This is a genomic window from Paenibacillus piri (assembly GCF_004354045.1).
In the GTDB taxonomy this organism is placed as follows: Bacteria; Bacillota; Bacilli; order Paenibacillales; family NBRC-103111; genus Paenibacillus_S; species Paenibacillus_S piri.
In genome coordinates this window covers 44,173-65,100 of record NZ_SMRT01000015.1, presented here as the reverse complement: position 1 = coordinate 65,100, position 20,928 = coordinate 44,173, and the positions used below count along the sequence as shown (strand labels likewise).

General features: G+C 43.5%; 18 protein-coding genes and 2 pseudogenes. 5 read left to right on the top strand and 15 right to left on the bottom strand.

What is annotated here, in order from left to right:
• Nucleotides 1-19 precede the first annotated feature (19 nt).
• The 4 genes and pseudogenes from E1757_RS25550 to E1757_RS25535 form a co-directional block, all read right to left on the bottom strand.
• On the bottom strand, nt 20-1,318 hold the full coding sequence (locus E1757_RS25550; protein WP_133233523.1) for a phytoene desaturase family protein: 1,299 nt from the start codon (nt 1,316-1,318) through the stop codon (nt 20-22).
• 187 nt (nt 1,319-1,505) lie between these two features.
• Nucleotides 1,506-2,123: an FMN-binding negative transcriptional regulator gene (locus E1757_RS25545; RefSeq protein ID WP_133233521.1), complete on the bottom strand. Its 618-nt coding sequence runs from the start codon at nt 2,121-2,123 to the stop codon at nt 1,506-1,508.
• 53 nt (nt 2,124-2,176) lie between these two features.
• On the bottom strand, nt 2,177-2,530 hold the full coding sequence (locus E1757_RS25540; protein ID WP_220446533.1) for an RNA-guided endonuclease InsQ/TnpB family protein: 354 nt from the start codon (nt 2,528-2,530) through the stop codon (nt 2,177-2,179).
• Nucleotides 2,527-2,643, bottom strand: a pseudogene (locus E1757_RS25535) (transposase); the annotation flags it as partial. The pseudogene E1757_RS25535 and the gene E1757_RS25540, both read right to left, overlap by 4 nt.
• 629 nt (nt 2,644-3,272) lie before the next feature.
• Between E1757_RS25535 and E1757_RS25530 the strand changes: the two are divergent.
• Nucleotides 3,273-3,997: pseudogene (locus tag E1757_RS25530) on the top strand (IS110 family RNA-guided transposase); the annotation flags it as partial.
• 442 nt (nt 3,998-4,439) lie between these two features.
• On the opposite strand, the gene E1757_RS25525 reads toward E1757_RS25530, so the two are convergent.
• The 9 genes from E1757_RS25525 to E1757_RS25485 all read right to left on the bottom strand — a co-directional run bounded on the left by E1757_RS25525 (nt 4,440) and on the right by E1757_RS25485 (nt 15,911).
• Nucleotides 4,440-5,558 carry a glycoside hydrolase family 172 protein gene (locus E1757_RS25525; RefSeq protein ID WP_133233519.1) on the bottom strand — a complete coding sequence of 373 codons (1,119 nt, stop codon included), beginning with the start codon at nt 5,556-5,558 and terminating at the stop codon, nt 4,440-4,442.
• 52 nt (nt 5,559-5,610) lie between these two features.
• Entirely contained in the window at nt 5,611-6,690 is a 1,080-nt protein-coding gene (locus tag E1757_RS25520; protein ID WP_133233517.1) for a glycoside hydrolase family 172 protein, read from the bottom strand.
• 29 nt (nt 6,691-6,719) lie between these two features.
• Nucleotides 6,720-7,757 (bottom strand): ABC transporter ATP-binding protein, encoded by a 1,038-nt coding sequence (locus E1757_RS25515; RefSeq protein ID WP_133233515.1) that lies wholly within the window; start codon nt 7,755-7,757, stop codon nt 6,720-6,722.
• Between the two features lie 26 nt (nt 7,758-7,783).
• Nucleotides 7,784-8,740 carry an ABC transporter ATP-binding protein gene (locus E1757_RS25510; RefSeq protein WP_133233513.1) on the bottom strand — a complete coding sequence of 319 codons (957 nt, stop codon included), beginning with the start codon at nt 8,738-8,740 and terminating at the stop codon, nt 7,784-7,786.
• Nucleotides 8,724-9,566, bottom strand: a complete 843-nt coding sequence (locus E1757_RS25505) for an ABC transporter permease (RefSeq protein ID WP_133233511.1) — start codon at nt 9,564-9,566, stop codon at nt 8,724-8,726. Before E1757_RS25505 ends, E1757_RS25510 begins: the two co-directional genes overlap by 17 nt.
• A gap of 22 nt (nt 9,567-9,588) precedes the next feature.
• Nucleotides 9,589-10,587 carry an ABC transporter permease gene (locus E1757_RS25500; RefSeq protein ID WP_133233509.1) on the bottom strand — a complete coding sequence of 333 codons (999 nt, stop codon included), beginning with the start codon at nt 10,585-10,587 and terminating at the stop codon, nt 9,589-9,591.
• 114 nt (nt 10,588-10,701) lie between these two features.
• Nucleotides 10,702-12,642: an ABC transporter substrate-binding protein gene (locus E1757_RS25495; protein ID WP_165972287.1), complete on the bottom strand. Its 1,941-nt coding sequence runs from the start codon at nt 12,640-12,642 to the stop codon at nt 10,702-10,704.
• Nucleotides 12,643-12,746: 104 nt separating this feature from the next.
• Nucleotides 12,747-14,240, bottom strand: a complete 1,494-nt coding sequence (locus tag E1757_RS25490; RefSeq protein WP_133233505.1) for a response regulator — start codon at nt 14,238-14,240, stop codon at nt 12,747-12,749.
• Between the two features lie 15 nt (nt 14,241-14,255).
• Nucleotides 14,256-15,911, bottom strand: coding sequence for a cache domain-containing sensor histidine kinase (locus E1757_RS25485; protein ID WP_165972286.1), 1,656 nt, complete (start codon nt 15,909-15,911; stop codon nt 14,256-14,258).
• A gap of 673 nt (nt 15,912-16,584) precedes the next feature.
• Between E1757_RS25485 and E1757_RS25475 the strand changes: the two genes are divergently transcribed.
• The 3 genes from E1757_RS25475 (at nt 16,585) to E1757_RS25465 (ending at nt 18,263) form a co-directional block, all read left to right on the top strand.
• Nucleotides 16,585-16,800: a WYL domain-containing protein gene (locus tag E1757_RS25475; protein ID WP_133233501.1), complete on the top strand. Its 216-nt coding sequence runs from the start codon at nt 16,585-16,587 to the stop codon at nt 16,798-16,800.
• A gap of 53 nt (nt 16,801-16,853) precedes the next feature.
• Nucleotides 16,854-17,333, top strand: a complete 480-nt coding sequence (locus tag E1757_RS25470; protein ID WP_133233499.1) for an integrase core domain-containing protein — start codon at nt 16,854-16,856, stop codon at nt 17,331-17,333.
• Nucleotides 17,334-17,534: 201 nt separating this feature from the next.
• On the top strand, nt 17,535-18,263 hold the full coding sequence (locus tag E1757_RS25465; RefSeq protein ID WP_246079494.1) for a transposase: 729 nt from the start codon (nt 17,535-17,537) through the stop codon (nt 18,261-18,263).
• 267 nt (nt 18,264-18,530) lie between these two features.
• Here the strand turns inward: E1757_RS25465 and E1757_RS25460 are convergent, their stop codons facing one another.
• Nucleotides 18,531-18,917 (bottom strand): CHY zinc finger protein, encoded by a 387-nt coding sequence (locus E1757_RS25460; protein ID WP_133233497.1) that lies wholly within the window; start codon nt 18,915-18,917, stop codon nt 18,531-18,533.
• A 274-nt stretch (nt 18,918-19,191) separates the two neighbouring features.
• Between E1757_RS25460 and E1757_RS25455 the strand changes: the two genes are divergently transcribed.
• Complete coding sequence (locus E1757_RS25455; RefSeq protein ID WP_133233495.1) at nt 19,192-20,157, top strand: hypothetical protein; 966 nt, start codon at nt 19,192-19,194, stop codon at nt 20,155-20,157.
• Nucleotides 20,158-20,384: 227 nt separating this feature from the next.
• Here the strand turns inward: E1757_RS25455 and E1757_RS25450 are convergent, their stop codons facing one another.
• Nucleotides 20,385-20,807 (bottom strand): hypothetical protein, encoded by a 423-nt coding sequence (locus E1757_RS25450; RefSeq protein ID WP_133233493.1) that lies wholly within the window; start codon nt 20,805-20,807, stop codon nt 20,385-20,387.
• Between the last annotated feature and the right edge of the window lie 121 nt (nt 20,808-20,928).

Genomic DNA, 20,928 nt, shown 5'->3' with positions numbered 1-20,928 from the left:
CCCGCTTTCTTCCTGTTACTCACACCACAATGGTTTCCCGCCCAGACTTACGGACTGCCTCCATATCCTTTAACACGCGCCGCGCCGCACGTCTTCCGCTTGCCGCCGCAGCATCTGCCAAATTTTCTCCATGGGTGGCCCACTCTCCCGCCACGTAAAGCCCTGCAATTTCGGGTACGGCTGGGCCCGGAAATCGATCTTCCCTGCCTAAGTTCATAAAGTCGTAGGCTACCGCAATATTGGGGAGGTACTGCCTGGCGACGACTTCCTTCCGCCAGCCCGGTTGGATCAAGTCCAGCGTCCGTTCGAGGAATCGTTCGTCAGCTTTTGCATCCGTTCCGCCAGTGCCATTACTTTTCGTAATGTTCACCACCGAAGTGCCATCTTCACTAAGTCGAGTAAATTTCGATTGATTAATGAAGTACACGGGTTGATCAAGACCCAAAACGGCAAAATGATCTGGTGCTGAAAGCCGCTTCAAAGAAAGAGTCAAACTTGCCGCCCCAATGACACGAGCTTGTTCCTTCCAGCGTAAAACCGAATTGCAAGCCGCATCTCCCAAGAGCCGTGAGGTTACTGCAGGTGGGGTGGCGGAAATCACATGCGTGACGTCCATCTCCTGGCCGTCAGCAAACTTTATTTTACGAACGATCCCATCATGCTCGATTTCCGTTACGTTTTTTCCTGTGATCATGGAGACGCCTGACCGAACTGCTTTGTCGTAAAGCTGATCAACTAAAGTTTGCCAGCCGTCTTGAATATAGATAATGCTATTCTTTTGGGTCGTGCGTGCTATAGAACGTAGGGCGGGGCCAGCCAATTGGTGATCTATGGCTTGTGCGTACGAATTTGTCCTTAACATTGCATAAATGATATGACGAGTCATCGGATCGCTAAATTTTTGTTCAACCCAACTCCGCAGACTGATTGCCGGCACTGAATCGACATCGAATTTTGTCAACGTTTTAAAAAACTTTATAAACTCCATCTTACCTGACCAGCTCAGGTTTTGAGAGAGTAAAAACTTAAACATATGGGTTACCTTATTGTTCCATAGAAACGATACGTTAGTTCCGGGAGATCCTCCTTCCATTCTTATACCTAAATCTTGAAAGATTTCATGCAATGCCCCTCCCTTGATTATTGCATGCGAGCCAAGATCGAAGATAGCCCCGTTTTTCTTGACAGATATTGCCCGACCGCCAAGCTCTCTGGCCCTCTCGAAAAGGACAACAGACTTACCTGCCTGGGCCAAATCAATCGCTGCCACCAAACCCGCAATGCCTCCACCAACGATTGCCGCATCAAACTGTTTCATCCTCCATACCTTCCTTCGCTGTTTAGTCTTTCATAAACTAAGATGGAGGATATAGCGGATCTGTGACATGATTCTTTAAACTTTTTTGGGGAAGCTTTCGAAACCAGGATATACAAAGCGTCTGAAGGAAAAATATGACCAAAGACTAAACGTAAGATGATCCTCCTGCCCCGCGAGGGCAAATTAATTAGCTGAATGACCCAAGATTTTGTTTCATGAGAGTGGAGATTTTTTGCTCGTCTGTATTTTTGATCTTCTCTAGCTGTTGAATAATCAATTCCTGTCGTTGTATTGAATGATTTTGGCTTAACTTTGCTTTCCCTTCTATTCTGTTAATTTTCATTTTAAAGCCTTGAACTCCTTTATTCATACCACTTAGAAAGTCGGGGTCTACATCCTGCAACCTGTAGGAACTATTAGGGGTTTCGTACTTCGATACCATATCATTTAATGAAACCATTAACTCATTTTCGTCATCTATAAGTTCGACTTCCCCGTATACGTGAACGGTCACATAGTTCCATGTTGGAACTGCCTTATTCGTCTCATACCAAGAAGGAGAGATATAACAATGAGGACCATGAAATACTGCTAACACAGTTTGATTCCTAATATCATTCCATTGAGGATTTGGACGAGCAAAATGCCCGTATAGGTACATATGATTTGTATCGAGAATTAAAGGCAAATGGGTAGCATATGGTGTCCCATCATGTTGAGAAAACAAAGTAGCAAAACTATTTTCTCTTATAATCTTGTAGGCAGTTGATATATCCGTAATTTTAAAATGTGTAGGTATATACATATGATTTTCTCCTCTCAAACATTAAAAATTCAAAAGTGTTTTCAGCATAATGACTAAGCTACACCAAGCATTCGGCAACCTTCATTTTTGATATTGATCGCAGCATTGATATCTCGATCCAACACAGCACCGCAAGAACAGTTCCAAACCCTGGCTGACAATGCCAGTTCGCTTTGGACTGTTTTACAAAAGCGACAAAGTTTACTGGATGGAAACCATCTATCAATGACGACTAATGACTTTCCTTGTTCGGCTAGTTTGTACGACAGGAACGTTTTCAGCATACCGAATCCATTGTCATTCGTGGATTTTGCCAGTTTAAGTCCCTGTGCCATCCCCCGCATATTTAAGTCTTCAATGGCAACCGCTGTACAGGCATTGGCTATCTGCTTGGAGAGCTGTTTCATATCTTCTCACCTTGACTTTCGATATAACGTCTGACCACTTCCATCGGCGCACCGCCTGTTGTTAGCGGACAGAAACTTCTCGACCAGAAATATTCTTTCCATAGAGATTTTTCTGAACGACTTCTTGCCGCATAGGTTAAAAAAGCGCCATCTCTTTTTTATAATGATGAAAGTATAAGTTTTCAGCGGAGCTGAAGCTTTCTATCATTGCAAGAAAACCTACATTTAAATTGCGGTCGCTCATCTTGGAAATGCCTCGATAGAGGTTTTCTTATAAAGCCCATTTTATTGCATATCTGGCTACACTTATATTATTTCCTATAAAACCTGGCTAAATGTTTTTCTGTTCGTCAAATATTGATCTTTTTTGTTTAAACAAATAATAAGCAAAAGAGTGGACCAGTATAAGATCCAATTTTAATAATTATTACTGTACCAATCTGTCATTGCTCTTCGTATAAATTGCTAAAATATCGTACCCGTTAGCCGTACATGCAGCGCAAGCGCCGCACCACAGATGATGAAAATGGAACGAGGAATCTGTCAATACTTCTACCATGGCTGGGAGAGGAAGGTCGATGAGCTATGGTGCCTTAGAGCCCAACCGTTAGTCTGACTCCAACGATCACGGTGCATCACAGATTGTCGCTCCCTTACGGGAAGCACTCATGGGAGATTAATCCTACTCTGATTGTTGCACCAGCCTCTTACCTAATTTAGCCACAGAGAGGGCAGATTTAAGGTGGAAGTTGTCATTGAACGAGCATGCGGTATGGACATCCATAAGGATAATATTACAGCATGCATTCTAACATCCAAGGGAAAGGAGATTCAAACGTTCTCAACGAAAACAGTACATCTATTACAACTCATTGATTGGATTAAACAACACGAATGTTCTCACGTTGCTATGGAAAGTACAGGCGTATTTTGGAAGCCTATTGTTAACCTACTTGAAACTGAAGGCATTGAATTTTTAGTGGTGAATGCTCAGCATATGAAGGCATTGCCTGGACGTAAGACTGATGTTAAGGATTCGGAATGGATCGCCAAGCTTCTTCGTCATGGACTACTTAGAGCGAGCTTCATTCCAAACCGTAATCAACGGGAACTACGAGAACTTGTTCGATATCGCCGCAGCATTATCGAAGAGAGATCTAGACAACACAATCGCATTCAGAAAGTGTTAGAAGGAGCGAATATAAGCTAGGCTCTGTTGTCTCTGACATTATGGGGCTTTCATCTCGTGACATGCTGCGTGCCATTGCAGACGGTGAAGATGATCCCGAAAAACTTGCGAGCTTCGCTAGACGCACCCTGAAGCGAAAAAAGGAACTCGAACTGGCTCTTCAAGGCTATGTAAACTCTCACCAGCGTCTGATGATCAAAACCATTTTAACTCACATTGATTTTCTGAGTGAACAAGTCGAGCTGCTCGATCAGCAACGCGGCTGCCGAACCATGCCGGCAGCCGCGTCTTAGTTGTTTATTAAGCTATAGTTCTGCATTAGTTTAGTTACATCGCCAGATAACTTTTCATTCGGATGCTTCCTTAAATCATTTTGCTATACGGATACGCTGACTACCAGTGGTCCTACAATGGCTGATTTAACCGAATAATCTAGATACCCGTATAACTTCGTAGACTAAAAGTGGAAAACGTTATTAAACGGGCAGAATTGCGTAACCAAATTGGCATTATGAGCAAAAAGTTGTTCTTAAGGAAAAGATTAGAGTTGTGTCGTCCGACAGCAATTTCCACGGTTTTGTTAATTTGCATGTCAAGTAAAGTTACGATTAAAGGACATAAACAAGATGTTTCAGCTGTGTTGGTATATTCGTTCCTAGGGATCCCAAAATGAATTGAATTTTAGTGGAATACTACTGAAAGCTTGTTTGTTTTCTTTTACTATTTACGCTCATTTCCCCAAAGCGTTTTGCCCCCGCCCATCGCCTTTCTCCATTCATGGCGCCACATATGAACATCCCGAACTGTGACCTCCGGCATGTTCTGTCGCAGCCCCCTACCCGGCAGAGGCGGATAAATTTTATGCGGCTCCGTTTGATACCAATATGCCACCGTACTTAAATCAAGAGTTAGTGCGTTATCATGGCCATGCTCTATGCTGGCGCGAAGCGATTTATCGAAATAAATCGGATCCTCAAGAAAGAATCGATAGCAATGTGTGCGGCCCATCCAACCCAATTTGTCGGGAATACGCGCGTAGCCGAAATACGGATGAAGATAAATTTCGTTGGGACACCACGAGCTATTGAAGAAATCCTCGGTCCCTGTGCCATGTAAAGATCCTGGCCACGGTTCACCGTCCACCATCCACATGTCGTCCCCTTCGCCATACCACATGGGGCCGGGGCTATCGACAAAATAGTTGATGCCGATAAAATGTCCTTTTCCTTCAATGTCGGCAAAAAGGTAATTATGTGCATCCGTCTTGTTCTCTCCTTGCGCAGCTACAATACCCCATTCTGTTTCTCCCTCCTCAGGGTGGACTTCCGTCAACTCCCTGTTCCACCAGGCGTGGAAACGGCCGGAAGACTTGGAAATAGTAGGGTGGACTTCGTAGTCCACGTAGAAATAAAAACTCTCGATATCCGAATCAGACTGATTTTCAATCGTGATTTTGGCCCCATCGCCAAAAGGCATCGGGAAGTAGGAGTTTAACGCCCTGCCCTTCATCGGCGCTGCAGCCAATGGGAGAGAGATGAAATTATACTCCTCACCCCAACCTTGGCCAAAGAAATCCCCGAGAGGAGCTTCTACGCTTGGATGCGTCTCCCCGTCCCAATACATACGGATAATGGCGTTTCTGCGAATGAACGGGTCTGCTGTTTTAAGCGTTATCCAAATATGCCTAATGATTCCCGCGCCTTCTATGACGGCGATTTCTGAAGTTTCCCCTCCTTGGATGCGAATGCAGTCACGATTATTGCCGGTTTTATCATAGCTGGAAATCCGCTTCGTTCTCAAATTATCTTTGATCTGAAAAATGTTATGGAGTGAGTTCATTGTTTCGTCTCCTTTTTGGTTAAAATCGGTTTTTCATTCCGTTAGCGGTTACTTAAATAACTTCCAAATCATCCTTACATGGCAGTTCCGGATGGGATTGATGCGGCTCAGACTGATACCAAAACGCAACAGAAGCAATATCGTCTTTTAACGGAAGATATCTTCTCCCTGAGCGCCACCCCAATGCTTGTATCGTTACACTCAAATCCTCTTCGAAGCGAATCGGATCCATGATATGCCAACGGTACATCCCGAACCTTTGATTCGCCTGATATAAGCCATCCGGTTTAATGACTTGGTGCATACCTAAGAATGCAGTGGAATACGTGACATATTGTCCGTTCTGATCCCAGTTCCATGCCCCTCCAAAATAATCTTCCGTTCCTGTGCCGCATATCGTCGGAAATTCTTTATCCCCATCCATATAAAACTTAATTTCTCCTTCTCCGAACCATTTGTTGTTGTTCACCTGCCAGGCCAAATAAGTACCCACGTAATGTCCTTGTCCTTTTACACCTTCTAAGATGGTATGTACTTCCTTGTATGCGAGTGGGTTACTGCGGCGGTACTGCGCATGGAAATAAGCTGCATCATCCGGGACATCGGTTAAAGCATAATCAACTTGATAATAAAGTACGGCATCCTCATCCGATATATTTTCCATCGTAATTTTGGCGGATTTACGGAAGGGCATTTCCCAGTAGCTGTTAAAGCCTCCTGCCGGATTGACCGCTACCGGATACGAATTGACGTTGCTTCGCTCACACCAGCCATTACAGAAAAAGTCCCCGACCGGTACTCTTACCGAAGGTTCGTCCTCATTATCCCAATAAATATTAAAAATAAAGTACCGCCAAACCTTCGGGTTGCAGGTCAGCCATATGTGTTGAATCACGCCAGGTCCTGCAATATCGGCCATTGTAAAGACGGATTTCCCTGAGATGACGACGGAAGGGGAAATTTTCCATCCCTGCCCCAAATCGACCGCGCATGCGGCGCCTGTTCCCTCTGTGGCCATTCCGCCTTTTCCTTTTTCTCCGGTAAAGTTTTCAGCACTGATGGAGCGTGTTTTCGCTTTAGATAATCTTGATAAGTTTCCTAGACCCATTCCTAACCCGTCAAATCCTGACATAGTTTTCATCCCTTCTTTTGTAAAATTCTCTAAACGCTTAATTGATTATTCGAATCCAAGCCGCTCCTGTCGAGAGGCTTAGGATTGCCTGTTTGGTAATCATTGTGTTTCAAGCATAGAACCGAGTGCTCTTGATGGATGGGGACCATCTCAGGAACGGTGCTGCGGCATACTTCTTTAACATAAGGGCAGCGTGCTGCAAACTTGCACCCGCTCAAGCCATACTCTTTCGTTTCCAAGTCAGGTAGAGTCATATCTTCCTCCCACTTTTCCCCCACTTTAGGAATCGAATCCAGCAGCAGCTCTGTGTATGGATGCGCAGGCTGGGTCAATATATGTTTGGCGTTTCCAAACTCAATTAAATTGCCTCGATACATAGTGGCAATATAGTCGCTAACATAATAAGCAGTAGATAGGTCATGAGTAATATAAATGAAATTTACATTATATTCATCCTTTAGCTTTTTAAATAAATTAACAATGTTCATTCTAAGGGATGCATCGATCATAGCTACCGGCTCATCCGCCACTATTAACCGTGGTCTTGAGATAAGAGCCCGCGAAATGGATATCCGCTGTAATTCACCGCCGGAGAATTGATTCGGGTATTTGCCCAGCACTTGATCGATCTCAAGACCGACCGATTTCAAGACATCGGCGACTACAGCTCTTGCGTCCTTTCTCGTTTGGGCCACATCCAGGTTCAACGCCGTTTCAAACAAATAGGTGTCTACCGTCTTCCTCATGCTAAAAGAAGTAAACGGATTTTGAAAGATCGGTTGTACTTTTTTAAAAAACTCTTTCCTGGTTTTCCGCTTACTGTAATAAGATAATGGAACGCCTTCAATCATGATGTCGCCCGATGACGGTTCCAGCAAGCGGAGGATCATCTTCGCCAACGTCGTTTTGCCGCAACCGGATTCTCCTACGATACTCATGATCTGAGGCTTGTCGCCCGGCAAGGTAAGACTGACCTCATCGATTGCTTTAATTTTGGTTCCGAGCAGCATACCGCCTATTTTAAAATTCCGCGAAACATTATTAATCTCAAGTATAGGATGCGCCATATTTTACTTCCTTTCCGGTTGACTTACTAGAGCAAGTGGCAGCTGGCAACATGTCTCTGTCCCACAGATACGGGAACCGGTTCATGCGTCCGGCAACGTTCTTCAGCAAGCGGACATCTTGCGGCAAACCGGCAGCCGGCGGGAGGATTCCTCAAGCTGGGCGGAGTACCGGGAATGCCTTCCTTCTGGCTGTTATCCCCTACCCTGGGTAGGGCATTTATGAGCATCTTGGTGTATGGATGTTTAGGATTATTGAAAATTTGCTCGGTCGGGCCGATTTCGATCATCTGTCCGGCATACATGATGCCCAATCGGTTCGTAATTTGATAATGAACTCCCATATCATGCGAAACGATGACCATCGAGTTTTTCATCTTTTTCTGCACCCTGGACAGCATCGTTAATATGCCCCTTTGCACAACAACATCGAGAGCGGTTGTCGGTTCGTCCGCCAATACAATTTCCGGATTCAGGAATGTGGCGAGCGCTATGAGGACCCGCTGTCTCATGCCTCCGCTCAGCTGATGCGGATAAGCTTTCAGCACTTCGGGGGGCAGCTCCAGTTCTTTTAAATACCGGATGATTTCCTGCTCCAATGCTTTCTTGTCTGTTTTATCATGATATTTGCTGATGGCGTCAAAAAATTGGTTGCGGATTCTTATCACTGGATTCATGACATGCATCGCACCCTGCGGGACATAAGAAATCACTTTCCACCAGCTCTCATGGATTTTCCCATTGGGCAAAGTTACCGTAGATCCGTGTTTATCTTTGGTTTGAATTTGAACGGAGCCTTCCGAAATTTCGAGCGGGTAGCTGATCAGATCATACATGACCTTCAGTAAGGTGGACTTTCCGCAGCCCGACTCTCCAGCTATTCCGAAAATTTCGTTCTTTTCAACGGTAAAATCAACACGCTCCACCGCTTTCACGGTTCCCGTCAACGTCTTGTACTGTGCGCTTACATTAGTTAGCTGCAGCAAGCTTCTTCCCCCTCCTTAACGCGGAATACTCTTGATATCCTGACATAGTCAAGAATAGACCGATGAAGATGAACGTTTTCGCTACAACCGGCGCACCGATCCACCACCAATGTCCGGCCAGCATGGCCTGATGTTGGTTGGCCCAGTAAATCATCGTTCCTAAGGTCGCGCTTTCATTGCTCGACATTCCGATGATGGCAAGTCCTGACTCCGCTGTAATGGCAACCAGTACGGTATTAATAAAGTTAGCAAGCGACCAGCCTGCTACAAAGGGAAAAATTTCTTTCGTTATAATTTTAAACGTGCCTTCTCCGGAAAAGCGCGCCGTATCGATAAATTCACGCTCTCTCAGCGATAACGCCATCGCACGGATTTGCCTGGCCGGCCAGGGCCAGTTAAAGATAATGAGCACAAGCGCAATGTACATTAAAGACGCTTTACCTTTGGACAAGCTGCCGAGTAAAATCAAAATCGGCAAGGAGGGGATAACGATAAAGGAATCCGTCATCAAGGTGATGCATCTGTCGAGAAATCCGCCTTTCAATCCGGCCCAAAGCCCAAACAACACTCCGATTAATGTTGCGAAAAAGGCGACGATCATTCCGATAATAAATGAATTTTGTATCGACTTGGCAATTAGCCAAAACGTATCCTGCCCTAGGTTCGTTGTGCCAAGCCAATGCGCCGATCCCGGCTTCAAGTTCTTAGGATATTTCCCCCATTCTACAGGGTTGCCAGAATCAAAAAGCGGAACAATAAACCCCAGGATCAGGAAAATGCCCAAAATGAGTACTCCCAGCTTTAGCCGCGTGTTCCAATACCCCATGCCGATCCTCCCTCTTTCCTTCCTACTTGTAACGCACCCGGGGGTCTATAAACGGATACAATAAATCAATAAAAAATGTCGCCGCCGCCACTGAAAGGATGGAAACGGTAATGGTCCCCATGATCAAATTGTAATCCGCCTGCAAAATGCCCCCATAGAGCAGCATCCCGACACCGGGATATCCGAATAAAATTTCTGTAATCAAGGCACCGTTGAAAATAGTTCCAATCTGTAAGGCCAGCATGGTGAGCTGAGGCAATGCCGCATTAGGCAGCACATAGTTGGTCATAATTTTTCCTTCCTTCAACCCTTTCAGCCGGGCAAAATGAACGTAATCCTCTTCGGCGATGCCCGATGATAGCGTTTTCATACTAATGACCCACCAGCCCGTTCCGATTAAAATCATAGAACATGCCGGCAGCAGCGAGTTGTAGATCAAGCTTCGGATATGCTCCCAAGTAAATCCTGCTCCCTTAACCGTCGTGGAAAGAGGAAATATAGGATATATATAAGCAAACAGCATAATCAACACCAATGCTAGGATGTAATAAGGAATCGGGTATAGAACCATCGATACCCCTTCCAGCATTTTGGAATATGCTTTTTCTTTTCGAAATCCTGCCAATAGACCGACTACATTGCCAATCAGCCAGGCAATCACTGTTGAAGTAAGCAGCAGCCCCAGCGTCCAAGGCAAGGAGTCCGCGATTAATTGATTAACCGGTGTAGGGTACATGGCAAGCGATGGACCAAAATCTTGTGTAAAGATGACCCTCTTAAAAAATCCTACATATTGCTCCCATAAACTCCCTTCCAGCCCGAACGATTCATTTAACGATTTGCGCAGCGTTACAACCGCTTCAGGCTCCATAAAAGCCGATTTGGACACCATTTGTCCGATCATCGCTTCCACCGGATCCGACGGCATAAATCTCGGCACGAAGAACACTGTAGTGATACCGATTAACACGACCAATAGAAAAGTCACTATTCTGGTTAACAAAAACTTGTAAAATCCCATAGGATACGCTCCCTTTATAAGAAAGGCTTCTGATCGAAGCTCTCTTTTCTGATATCTAAGAATCGGATACCGGGTTTGTTCAACCCGGTATCCGAGCCTCATCAGACAATCAAACTATTTTTTTCCCGTAGGCTTCAAGTGAGGCAAGTAATATTTAAACTGTGACCACCACCACCATGGCCCCTCGTAAGCATTTTCCGAGGTTTGGAACCCTTCCCAGTAGTACGTATCGACGGGAACGAATTTCGAAGTTCCGAACATCGGGATAAACGGCAGCTCCTTAACAAATTCTTTGTTGATTTCGGTAATGTTTTTAATTACAGCAGGGTCGCTGCTTTTCATTCCTTGCAGATCGTCCAGCAGTTGGCTTACACGGTCGTTCGACCAGCGGTTTCGATTACCGGGTGATTGCTTGCCGTTTTCGACGACATATTGTTTATGCCAGCTTTGCATTTGAACTGTCGTATCCGGCAGCAATCCGCAAGAAGGCCAGTACGAGCCTACTTCAAAAGCGCCAGTAGATTCACTTGTCCCAAATGTAGCTGAATCCATTTGTTGAACGTTTACGTCGATACCGAATTTTCTCCATGTATCCGCAACGGCGAAGGCCAGTCTCATGGATTGGATTTCAAAGTTAGCGGGAGCGTTAATGGTCAACTGCCACGGAGAACCGTCCGGCTTATGCCACTTTTCGCCTTTCTTCGTAAATCCGTTCTTCGTCAGCAATTCGCTCGCTTTAACTGTATCGTATTTCCACCATCCGATACCGAATGTATCAACAAGCTGATTGTTTGCCGGCAAATCCTTGATTCCTTGCTGCTTCAGCATATCGACCATGTCTTTGCCATAGCTTTCTTCGAACGGTTTATAGCCGCCGCTGATCTCAAAACTTTTCAACCAGTCCACCATCGGCTTGTGGTAATTCGTTTGCAGTACCGCAATAGGCGGAACCTGAATCGGTGAAACCCTCAACATCCCGCCGAATGTAGCCATCGACACATTCTTGATATCAGTAGCCAGTGCTAGTGCCCAACGGACATCTGGATTGTTGTAAGGCGCCTTCGATGTGTTGAAGGACATTCCTCTCTGGCAAGGATCATCCATTGTCGCATACGGGAAGTTTTTATACCACGCTCTTGCAAATTCGTTTTTCTTCCTTAAGATATCCCAGCTCTCGGGGGTAATATCCTGCAGTACGTCCATATCGTGTTGGATTGCCGCAATAATGCGCTTCTCTTCCGGACCATAGGACTTGAACAGAATGTACTTTGGTATTGGCTCTCCTGCAAGCTTGCCGACATCGCTTTTCTTCCAGTCTTCCCTCTTCTCATACAGGAACCAGTAGCCTTGCGGATCGCGATCCTTCAACTTATATGGTCCTACCCCGATAGGGTTTGAAAATTTAAATTTGGTTGGATCTTCTTTTTCCCAAATATGCTTAGGAAGAATTTTAAAAGAGTTACCGTAAATAACAACGCCCAATCGTTGAGCCAATCTCGTTTCCGGTTTGACGGTTTCCACCTCAATGGTATAATTATCAACCGCTTTCATTGTTTTCACCATGCTTGTGTAAAATCCGTTAAACCCAAACTCTTTGGTTTTCAAAACCAAATCCGACGTAAACTCAATGTCTTTAGCCGTGAACTCCACGCCATCGGACCAAGCTAAGCCCTCCTGAACCTTAAATCGAAATTTGGTATTCGTATTGTCCAATGGTTCCGGCATCGATGCCGCCAGGTTGGGGATCTGTTCGCCTTTAACCGTATCGATCTCCCACAAATGAGACTGCATCAATTGGTGCAAGCCTGCAGATGTGTGGACGGAGCCGGGCATGTACGGGTTCATCGATTGCGGATCGGCTTGGCGGCCGTTAAGGATATCCACAATTAACGTTTCGTTTCTAGGCGTTCCGACATCGGTCATCTTTACGGTGCCACTTGACTCATTCTTATCTGTAGCCGTTGGATTTTGAGGCACCGCATCCGTACAAGCTGTCAGTAGCAAAACGGCTGACATAATCAAACAAAAGATAATGTTTGCTTGCCTTCTTCTCATTAACATTCCTCCTTGTAAACTGGGTTGAATGCATTATAGCATCTCTACAGATTTTTGAATTTTGTGAATATTTGATTTCTTTTAAAAATATTGGAAGTTGTTTTTTAAACCATCTTTTGGTACTCCTTTGGAGTGATCTCCTCAATGCTTTTGAACACAGTACTAAAATAAGCCGCATCCTGAAATCCGACCATTTCCGCTACTTGATATACTTTCAAGTCCTTTTGTTTTAAAAACTCTTTCGCTTTTCGTACTCTTGCTTGATTTACATATTCGCTAAAGGATAAGCCGGTATGTTTTTTCAGCTGCGTACTGAAATACCAAGGATTTACGTACACTTCGTCTGAGATCGTTTTTAAAGAAATATCCTCCATATAATGTGCGTTTATATATTTGATAGCCTCATTAATATAATTGGGCATATAATTTCCGTCTTCCGTGTTCATTATGATCGCCATTACGAATTTTTTGAACCAATTTAATAAAATTTTATAAGTTTTCAGCTCCTTCAATTCAAATAAATAATCGTCTTGCTGTCCAAATTGCTGTTTGAAATCTATACCATGATCCTTTAAGTGTTGTTCCAGTGAAATCAATTCTCTCATCGCTTCCTTCTTTATACGTACAGGATCAACATATACATCCAAAAGATACAACTGATTCAGGTTTGTTGAGAGATATTGCTGTGCCATTTGGAGATTGCCGTTCATCATATGCTTCAACAGTATCTGGTTGGAAAAGTAATTATTTAATGCATACTTCCTATGCTGTTCGATGAAGTCTCGATACATTTCCATATCCATCAAGATGGAAAGCTCGTTAAATTCTAAAAACTCAATCATTTGCATACAGGTGTTGTAAGCTTCCTGTAAGCATTTGGAGCCATTCATAAATCGATGAATTACCATAAATAGACGAAATCCCTTTTTACTAAGATTAGGAAATATCTTTTGTTTTAAAGTTGATACGTCAATTGAATTCTGAAGAAGCACAACGATAATATCATCAAAGGCCACCATTTCCAGAAATTCAATAAACTCATTCCCAATTACAAATTCTTTCTTGAGATGTTCTTCAAGCAACGGATCCCTATAGTCTTGAGTTCTAATAACCAACATCTGCAAATGAGCATAGACAGCCCATTCTTTAGGCAATTCCCGCTTTCCCGATATAACAGCCTCCAAAATCGTTTTGTTGATAGACTCAAGCGTTTTTTTCTCTTTATGCTTCACATTATCCTCAAGACTACGAAGAATATCTACTACAGTCTGGTAGTGGCAGGGCTTCAATAAATAATCGTGCGCACCATTTTTCAATGTTTGTCTGACGAATTCAAAATCAGAGTGGCCGCTTAGCACAACGACGGTCGTATCGGGATACTGGGCACGGATTCTTTTTGTCAGCTCAATTCCATCCATATCAGGCATCTTGACATCAGTAATCACAACATCAACCGCTTTTTCCGTCAATATTCGCAGCGCTTCGTTCGGACTTTGCACCATATTTACGATTTCATAATCAGGACAATGTTTAGACAATATCTTATTCAAGCCCATTAAAACTGTTCTTTCATCATCCACGACTAAGATTTTAAGCATAGAAAGAATCCCCCTTTATTCGCTTAATAGCTCTTCCGCGTTGATCTCAGCTTTTTTCCGAAGTTTCACTATCACCTTCGTCCCCTCTTCGAGAGCGCTTTCAATAGTAGCTATGCCATATCCTTGCCCATAAATATACTTCATTCTTTGATGTACCAATTGAATGCCTATTCCATTTTTTTTATTTTGGTATTCCAATGAACTAAAGACAGACCGGATTTTGTCTTCGGACATCCCTATCCCATTGTCAGCCACTTCAAAAAACAACTGATCGTTTTCCACATAACTGCGGATAACAATGGACCCGCTTCGCTTCAAATCTTGAAACGCATACTTAAAGGAATTTTCCACCAGCGGCTGTATAATCAGTTTTGGAATTCTTAACTCCTTTACATTTTCTTGTAGTTCAAAAGTGTATTGAAACTTCTCTTGGAACCGCATTCTTTGAATTTTTAAATAGTTTTCCAATTGATCCATATCTTCCCTTACCGTTACAAACTCATTATTTTTTGAAATCGAATAGCGCAAAATACTCGAGAGAGCTACAACAGACTCCCCTATCTCTTCCTCGTCTTTCAAGATGAGCATCCAATATATCATGTCCAATGTGTTGTATAAGAAGTGGGGATTCAGTTTGGCTTGTAAACTTAAGATCTCCGCTTTTCGATAATTAACTTGCTGGTGGTAAATCGTTTCAATTAAAGATTTCACTCTATCCGCCATATAATTAAAGCTATGTATAATAGTACTAAATTCATCATTCTTGTTATTTACCAAAATAATATTCAAATTTCCTTGCTGAATACTCTCCATTCCTTTCATGATCATCTTTAACGGTCGAAAAATTAGCCGGGCGGTAGCCAATGCAAAAGCCAAAATTGCCAGTAGAATCAAAATAACCATTAGAAAAAAAATTTGGTTAAACCGATTAATGTGGTTCACAATCTCCGTATTGGGGATTATGCCTATCAGTTCCCAATTTTTATTATATAATGAATGCTTTACCGTTGAACCGTCAGCCTGGTTAATCACCGATGCCGGCTTTGCAATCAAGTCACGATCTTTCGCGAAAATAACGGTATTATTACCTACAATATAAACCTCCCCTTCTTTTCCCAGCTTTACCTCATCCAGAATTTTGCTTAAAAAGGTTTCATTAAGATCGATTCTTAATAAACCCAATCTATCTTCCTCATCATGAATGGATAGCAAGATGGTAAGCTGAAACGGTTTTGTTTTCAAAGCCATTCTTTCGACTTTGTCATTGGGACTTGTCGAATTCGGAAGATCATGCATATCTAAATCCGTTTCTAAGGTCGGCCCTGAATAATAGCAACTAATGGGCTCATGCTTGACAGGGTAAATATATATATTGTCGATCATTTCAAGATTCGTGAGCCTTAATACTTCTCGGGTAATCAAATATTTTGCAACATTGTAGTTAAGGGAATCATATTTGAGGTCCTTTAAATAATTTTTCAGTACTTGGTTACCGGTAATTGTCTGCACCATAATTTCAGATTTTTCTACTTGAAGATCCACACGTTTACCTATCTGATGCACCGTTTCACGAAAATATGCATCGGATTGTTCTATAAAAATAGTGCTAATCCAATTCTGAAAAACCCCTACCTGAAGTATCAACACAATACTTGCGATCAAGATAAACATTAAAATAATCTTCGATTTGAGCGTGTGCATTTTAAAGAAACTCATCATATACATATGGTTATTTTTTGTTCATACCCAAGATATCCAGCCATATGACAACCTCCTATAGCAAAATAAAGCTTCTTTCACGACATGCCCAAAGGTTCTATAAGCGCTGATCTGATTTTAGAATACTGGTTATATTTTACTTATTCGTGAAGTCCATCAACTATCCTGCCCATTCGGAACAGGCTGCCGAATAATAACCCCAATTCTTGAAAAGTAAACATCTCATAATAAAACCCAGTGTAAAATAATCGAGTAGGAGGGGGCGACTAGCCCCCGACCTTTCACACCACCGTACATGCGGGTCCGCATACGGCGGTTCCAGTTTCCGCAGTGTGTTTTCGCTGAAGCAAGTCGAAAATAGCCCATCCAACCCATGAGGTCCTGGTTTAATGTAGGATTCACTCTTCATGGATACCGACCACGTCCGGTTCGTCAGTTCCCTGACTTTATCCTTCATTCGGAAAATCGTCTTTGGGGCTAACCGGATACTAGCCTGCTGTTGGGCAGGAAGCTAAAACCGAGGAACTTGCGGTTCCATGGTCTTTCCACTGCGCTTTTGTTTGTATACAAGTGTTACAAAATCTTAAGTGAGTTTGAGAAATATTCATAGGATCATTAATGGTATATGGCAGCTTATTATGTTAACGGGCAGATTGAGGATCAAACCGTCGAGATCATTTACCTTGGCACAGGTGGCCGTATCACGCAGCGGCGGATCAAGATACGCCAAATACGTGATGGCGTGGCCAAAGCTTATTGTTGGCAGCGAAAGGCGCCGCGGACATTTAAAATAGAAAATATACTTGCAGTCCAATCGATGGGAGGCGTACAGAGTGCGTAAAAAGCTTGAAGGTAACGGCCTGTAGGAAAGTAGTCGTATGATGTTGCCAGAGCATAAAGACCGCATTAATCCTACTGAGCCTCATTGATGTTTATGATCGGTCGATCATCGATTATCATATGGGTCTATCCTGCGAAAGCAAGCATGCCGCGCAGATTGTACAACGTGCCCTTTGGAAACGACAACGCTTCGGTAAAGAGACTCTGCCGGTGATTCGTACCGATAACGGTCCGCAGTTCATCAGCCATGTCTTTGAAGAAACCTGTCTGCAGCTTCAGGTAGAGCATGAGCGAATACCGCCGAAAACACCGAACAAAAATGCAAATATTGAAGCGTTTCATGCCATTTTGGAGAAGGATTGTCTATCCAGACATGAGTTTGAGAGTTACCAGGATGCTTACCAGATCGTATCGGACTATATCCTATTTTATAATCAGCGGCGGATTCATGGCAGTTTGTATGATTTATCTCCAGCCCAATTTGTACAAGCTGTTCAGCAGCAGAATGTACCACCACTTGTCATTAAGGTCTAGCGGACGGACAAAGCCCTTTAAATGGAGAGACGGGCATGATAGGCTGGCAAGCCTCGCGATGCCTATTTTACAGCATCGCCCCATCGCGAGAAATCTATGCCCGTGGAGGCTCCGTGTCAAGGGCGGCAATGTAGTGTATTTGAAAAACTACGAATTCGTGAGAATAAGGGAATAAGACTCTAAAGTTAAGGGTTTAAATCGATGGGGCTTTCATCTCGTGACATGCTGCGTGCCATTGCAGACGGTGAAGATGATCCCGAAAAACTTGCGAGCTTCGCTAGACGCACCCTGAAGCGAAAAAAGGAAGAACTCGAACTGGCTCTTCAAGGCTATGTAAACTCTCACCAGCGTCTGATGATCAAAACCATTTTAACTCACATTGATTTTCTGAGTGAACAAGTCGAGCTGCTCGATCAGGAAGTTGCTGCGCGGATAGAATCTTTCCATGAAGATGTTGAGCGTTTAGATTCAATCCCTGGTATAGCCACTCGAATGGCGGAACAAATCTTGGCGGAAATTGGAACGGATATTAAGAAACAGTTTCCCAGTGCAGCGCATTTATGTTCTTGGGCTGGATTGGTTCCTGGACATAACGAAAGTGCAGGGAAAAAGAAATCTGCCAAAACCACAAACGGGAACAAGTACTTAAAATCTGCTTTGGTTGAGGCAGCCCATTCCGTTGCAGCATCAAAAAACTATCTCGGCGCGATGTATAGACGTACAGCAGCTCGAAAAGGTAAAAAACGAGCAGCAATAAATGTAGCTCATGCTATGTTAAGGATTGCGTACTATCTCCTAACTCGTAAAGAAATGTACGTGGACTTAGGTGAAGACTATTTTGATAGGCAGAAGCAACAATCTATTGTAAAGTATGCCGTTCGAAGACTAGAGTGCTTAGGTTACTCCGTGACAATTGCTTCTACTCCCTAATTTGAAACCATTTCAACATTCCATCGTTCAGACGCTTTTCAAAAAATGAATGAACTGCATCTTCTTTAGTGCGGCCTTTTCCTGCTACTGTGGATTTAATTTTCATGGGAGCTCAACGCGGCTGCCGATCTATGCCGGCAGCCGCGTCTTAGTTGTTTGTAGAGCAATCGTCAGCAATAGGTATAGCAGAACTTGTCGAGCGTCTTCCCGTTAGCGCAGTTATTAAGGTTTGGTGTCTTTTGTTCGATCTAATATTCATACAACAATTTATAAATCAAAGTACAAATGATAATGGGCCCGACAACCTGCATTGAAATTGGCATTACAAGCGGAACATGCAGATTCACTGGTCACATATTCATGAATTGTTAATTGGTGACCACAGGCACCACAAAGAATGGCCTTCTCTTCGGTCTGATCTTTACTCCATCTTGCTACGGGATGATCGGCAACTTCTTTATGACATTCATAACAAGGATGATAGGCATCACAGCAAGGAAACCGAATCGCTATGATATCGACATTAGAATGATAATGTTTGCAACGAGTCTGGTGATCTACTTCGACCCCATAGACTTTTATACCATGTACGCTAATGTAATTTTGTCTGCGAGCATTCGACACCTGGAATTCACCTCCATCGAAAATTATCATATACCACCTTTGCAGAATTAAATGAAGGTAGGTCTGATTAATTTTTACGTTCAATATGCAGAGCATACGGCTGCCCTTCCACTCAATTTAGGCCTAATTTACTGAATGATCACGAACGGATTCAGGTTAATATATTGATATACAATTGAATGAACCATTTCTTACCATGATATCAATAAAAAGCAGCTCTGTGCTGCTTATGCCGACAGCCGGGCAGGAAACTCATTCAATTAATATAAACAACATAAAAAACATTTTTATGGAGGTATAGTATATGAAGAGTATGTTTACAAGAAGAATGGGACCGATGAAACGTTTTACCCTATTTGTAGTCTTTCTCCTCTGCACAGCGATGTTGATACCCATCACAGCCAGTGCAGCATATTACAACAACTACACCACCGTCGCAACGCTCAACAATGCAAATGATTGTTACGCCGCACAGGGATTTGCAGTGGGATCTACCTACGCCTATTCCGTAAAGGTCAACAGTGACAATACTAAGGCAGTCATTTACCGTACCAAAATGAGCGACGGAACCACTACGCTCATGACAAACGGTGATAATGGGACAACTTATGCTTCTTACCTCGGCCATGCCAACGATGTGGTGCTTAGCACAATCGACGGAAATTATTATATGTTCGTCGTCACCATGAACTCCGGCAATATGAGTCTCGTGAAACTGAAGTATGTAGGAACGAAATATTACAAAGTTGGTAGCTATACAATCAAATCCAAAGGTTTAGACAAGTCAATGTCGGGTGTGAAAATTACAAGCAAAGACGCTAACAACATATATTTTCTCTTCAAATCCGGACGAACCTTATACAGGGGTTCACTCCCACTGACCGCAAACAGCGGTACAATTAATGTAACCGATGGCTTTACCCTAAATATTGAAGATGCTCGGGTCAACGGCAGTACCGTATCTAACATCACCTCGTATGCATTCCAGGGTTTCGGTTATTATAACGATACAATATATGTTCCGCTGACACATGAAAACATCAGCATTGTACTTGTTTATCGTAATATATCTACTGCCTCGGGTACAATAAATGCAGATAATAATCTGTCATTCCGCGTTACGTCCGCTGCTTACCCTGACCTTTTTGAGATAGAGGGCGTCGGAATCGCCAAAGGGGGTAAACTCTGGTTCAACACCAATCGAAGAACAAAACCGGGTGATACCGCTCACGACGGGGTGCACTATTTCAACGATTACAGCGCCTCTTAAATAAATAAATAGCCTCCCGGCGTTCGCCGAGGCAGACGGGACAAGGGTTTCCTCGTACCTGACGAACACCACCATAAGCTAAAAGGACTACTTCCACGCTATCCCTGTCCGTTTAGTTCAATAAAACGAGCAGGCTGCCGCGGCATCTGCTCGTTAATGATTGGTATTAAACTATTGTTAGCCGTTCAGGTACTGTATTGTTACCGGATCACTCACCAAAATCATCTTTACTTGCGATAATAACGGTTGTGCCAGTAGTAGGACATCTCAAAGATCGCAAATACGCCGACAACCGCAGCGACCACGATAATCGCCCATATGCCGATGGTTGTGACGGATCCGCTAACCCCCAGCAGAAGAGCGCTATCAATTACCCACAAAAAATCGAGAATCGCAAAAACGAGCACTTGCCGGGGAGATACTACGTTCCTGGTTGCTGTCCACCATAGAAATGCGACGACAATGAGCAGGAACACGCCTGTTCCTGCTAGTGCGGTCAGGTTGTCCAGACCTGTCCAGCTGCCGGCAAATCCGGGAAACAATAGCAGCAGCAGTCCGACAGCTCCCGAGGATGCGGCATTCGTCAGGAGAACCTTTCGAATAAGTGTACCTCCTGCAATCGTCTTTACTCCATTTTGTTGCTGTGTCATGTGAAAGCACCTCTCTTGGTCAGGTTTGATATTACACGATCAGCATAAGGAAGAAAGGACTGCCATAGCCACACATTACACTGCCAAAAGGTGCCGATTTACGAATTTTTATCGGTTTTTA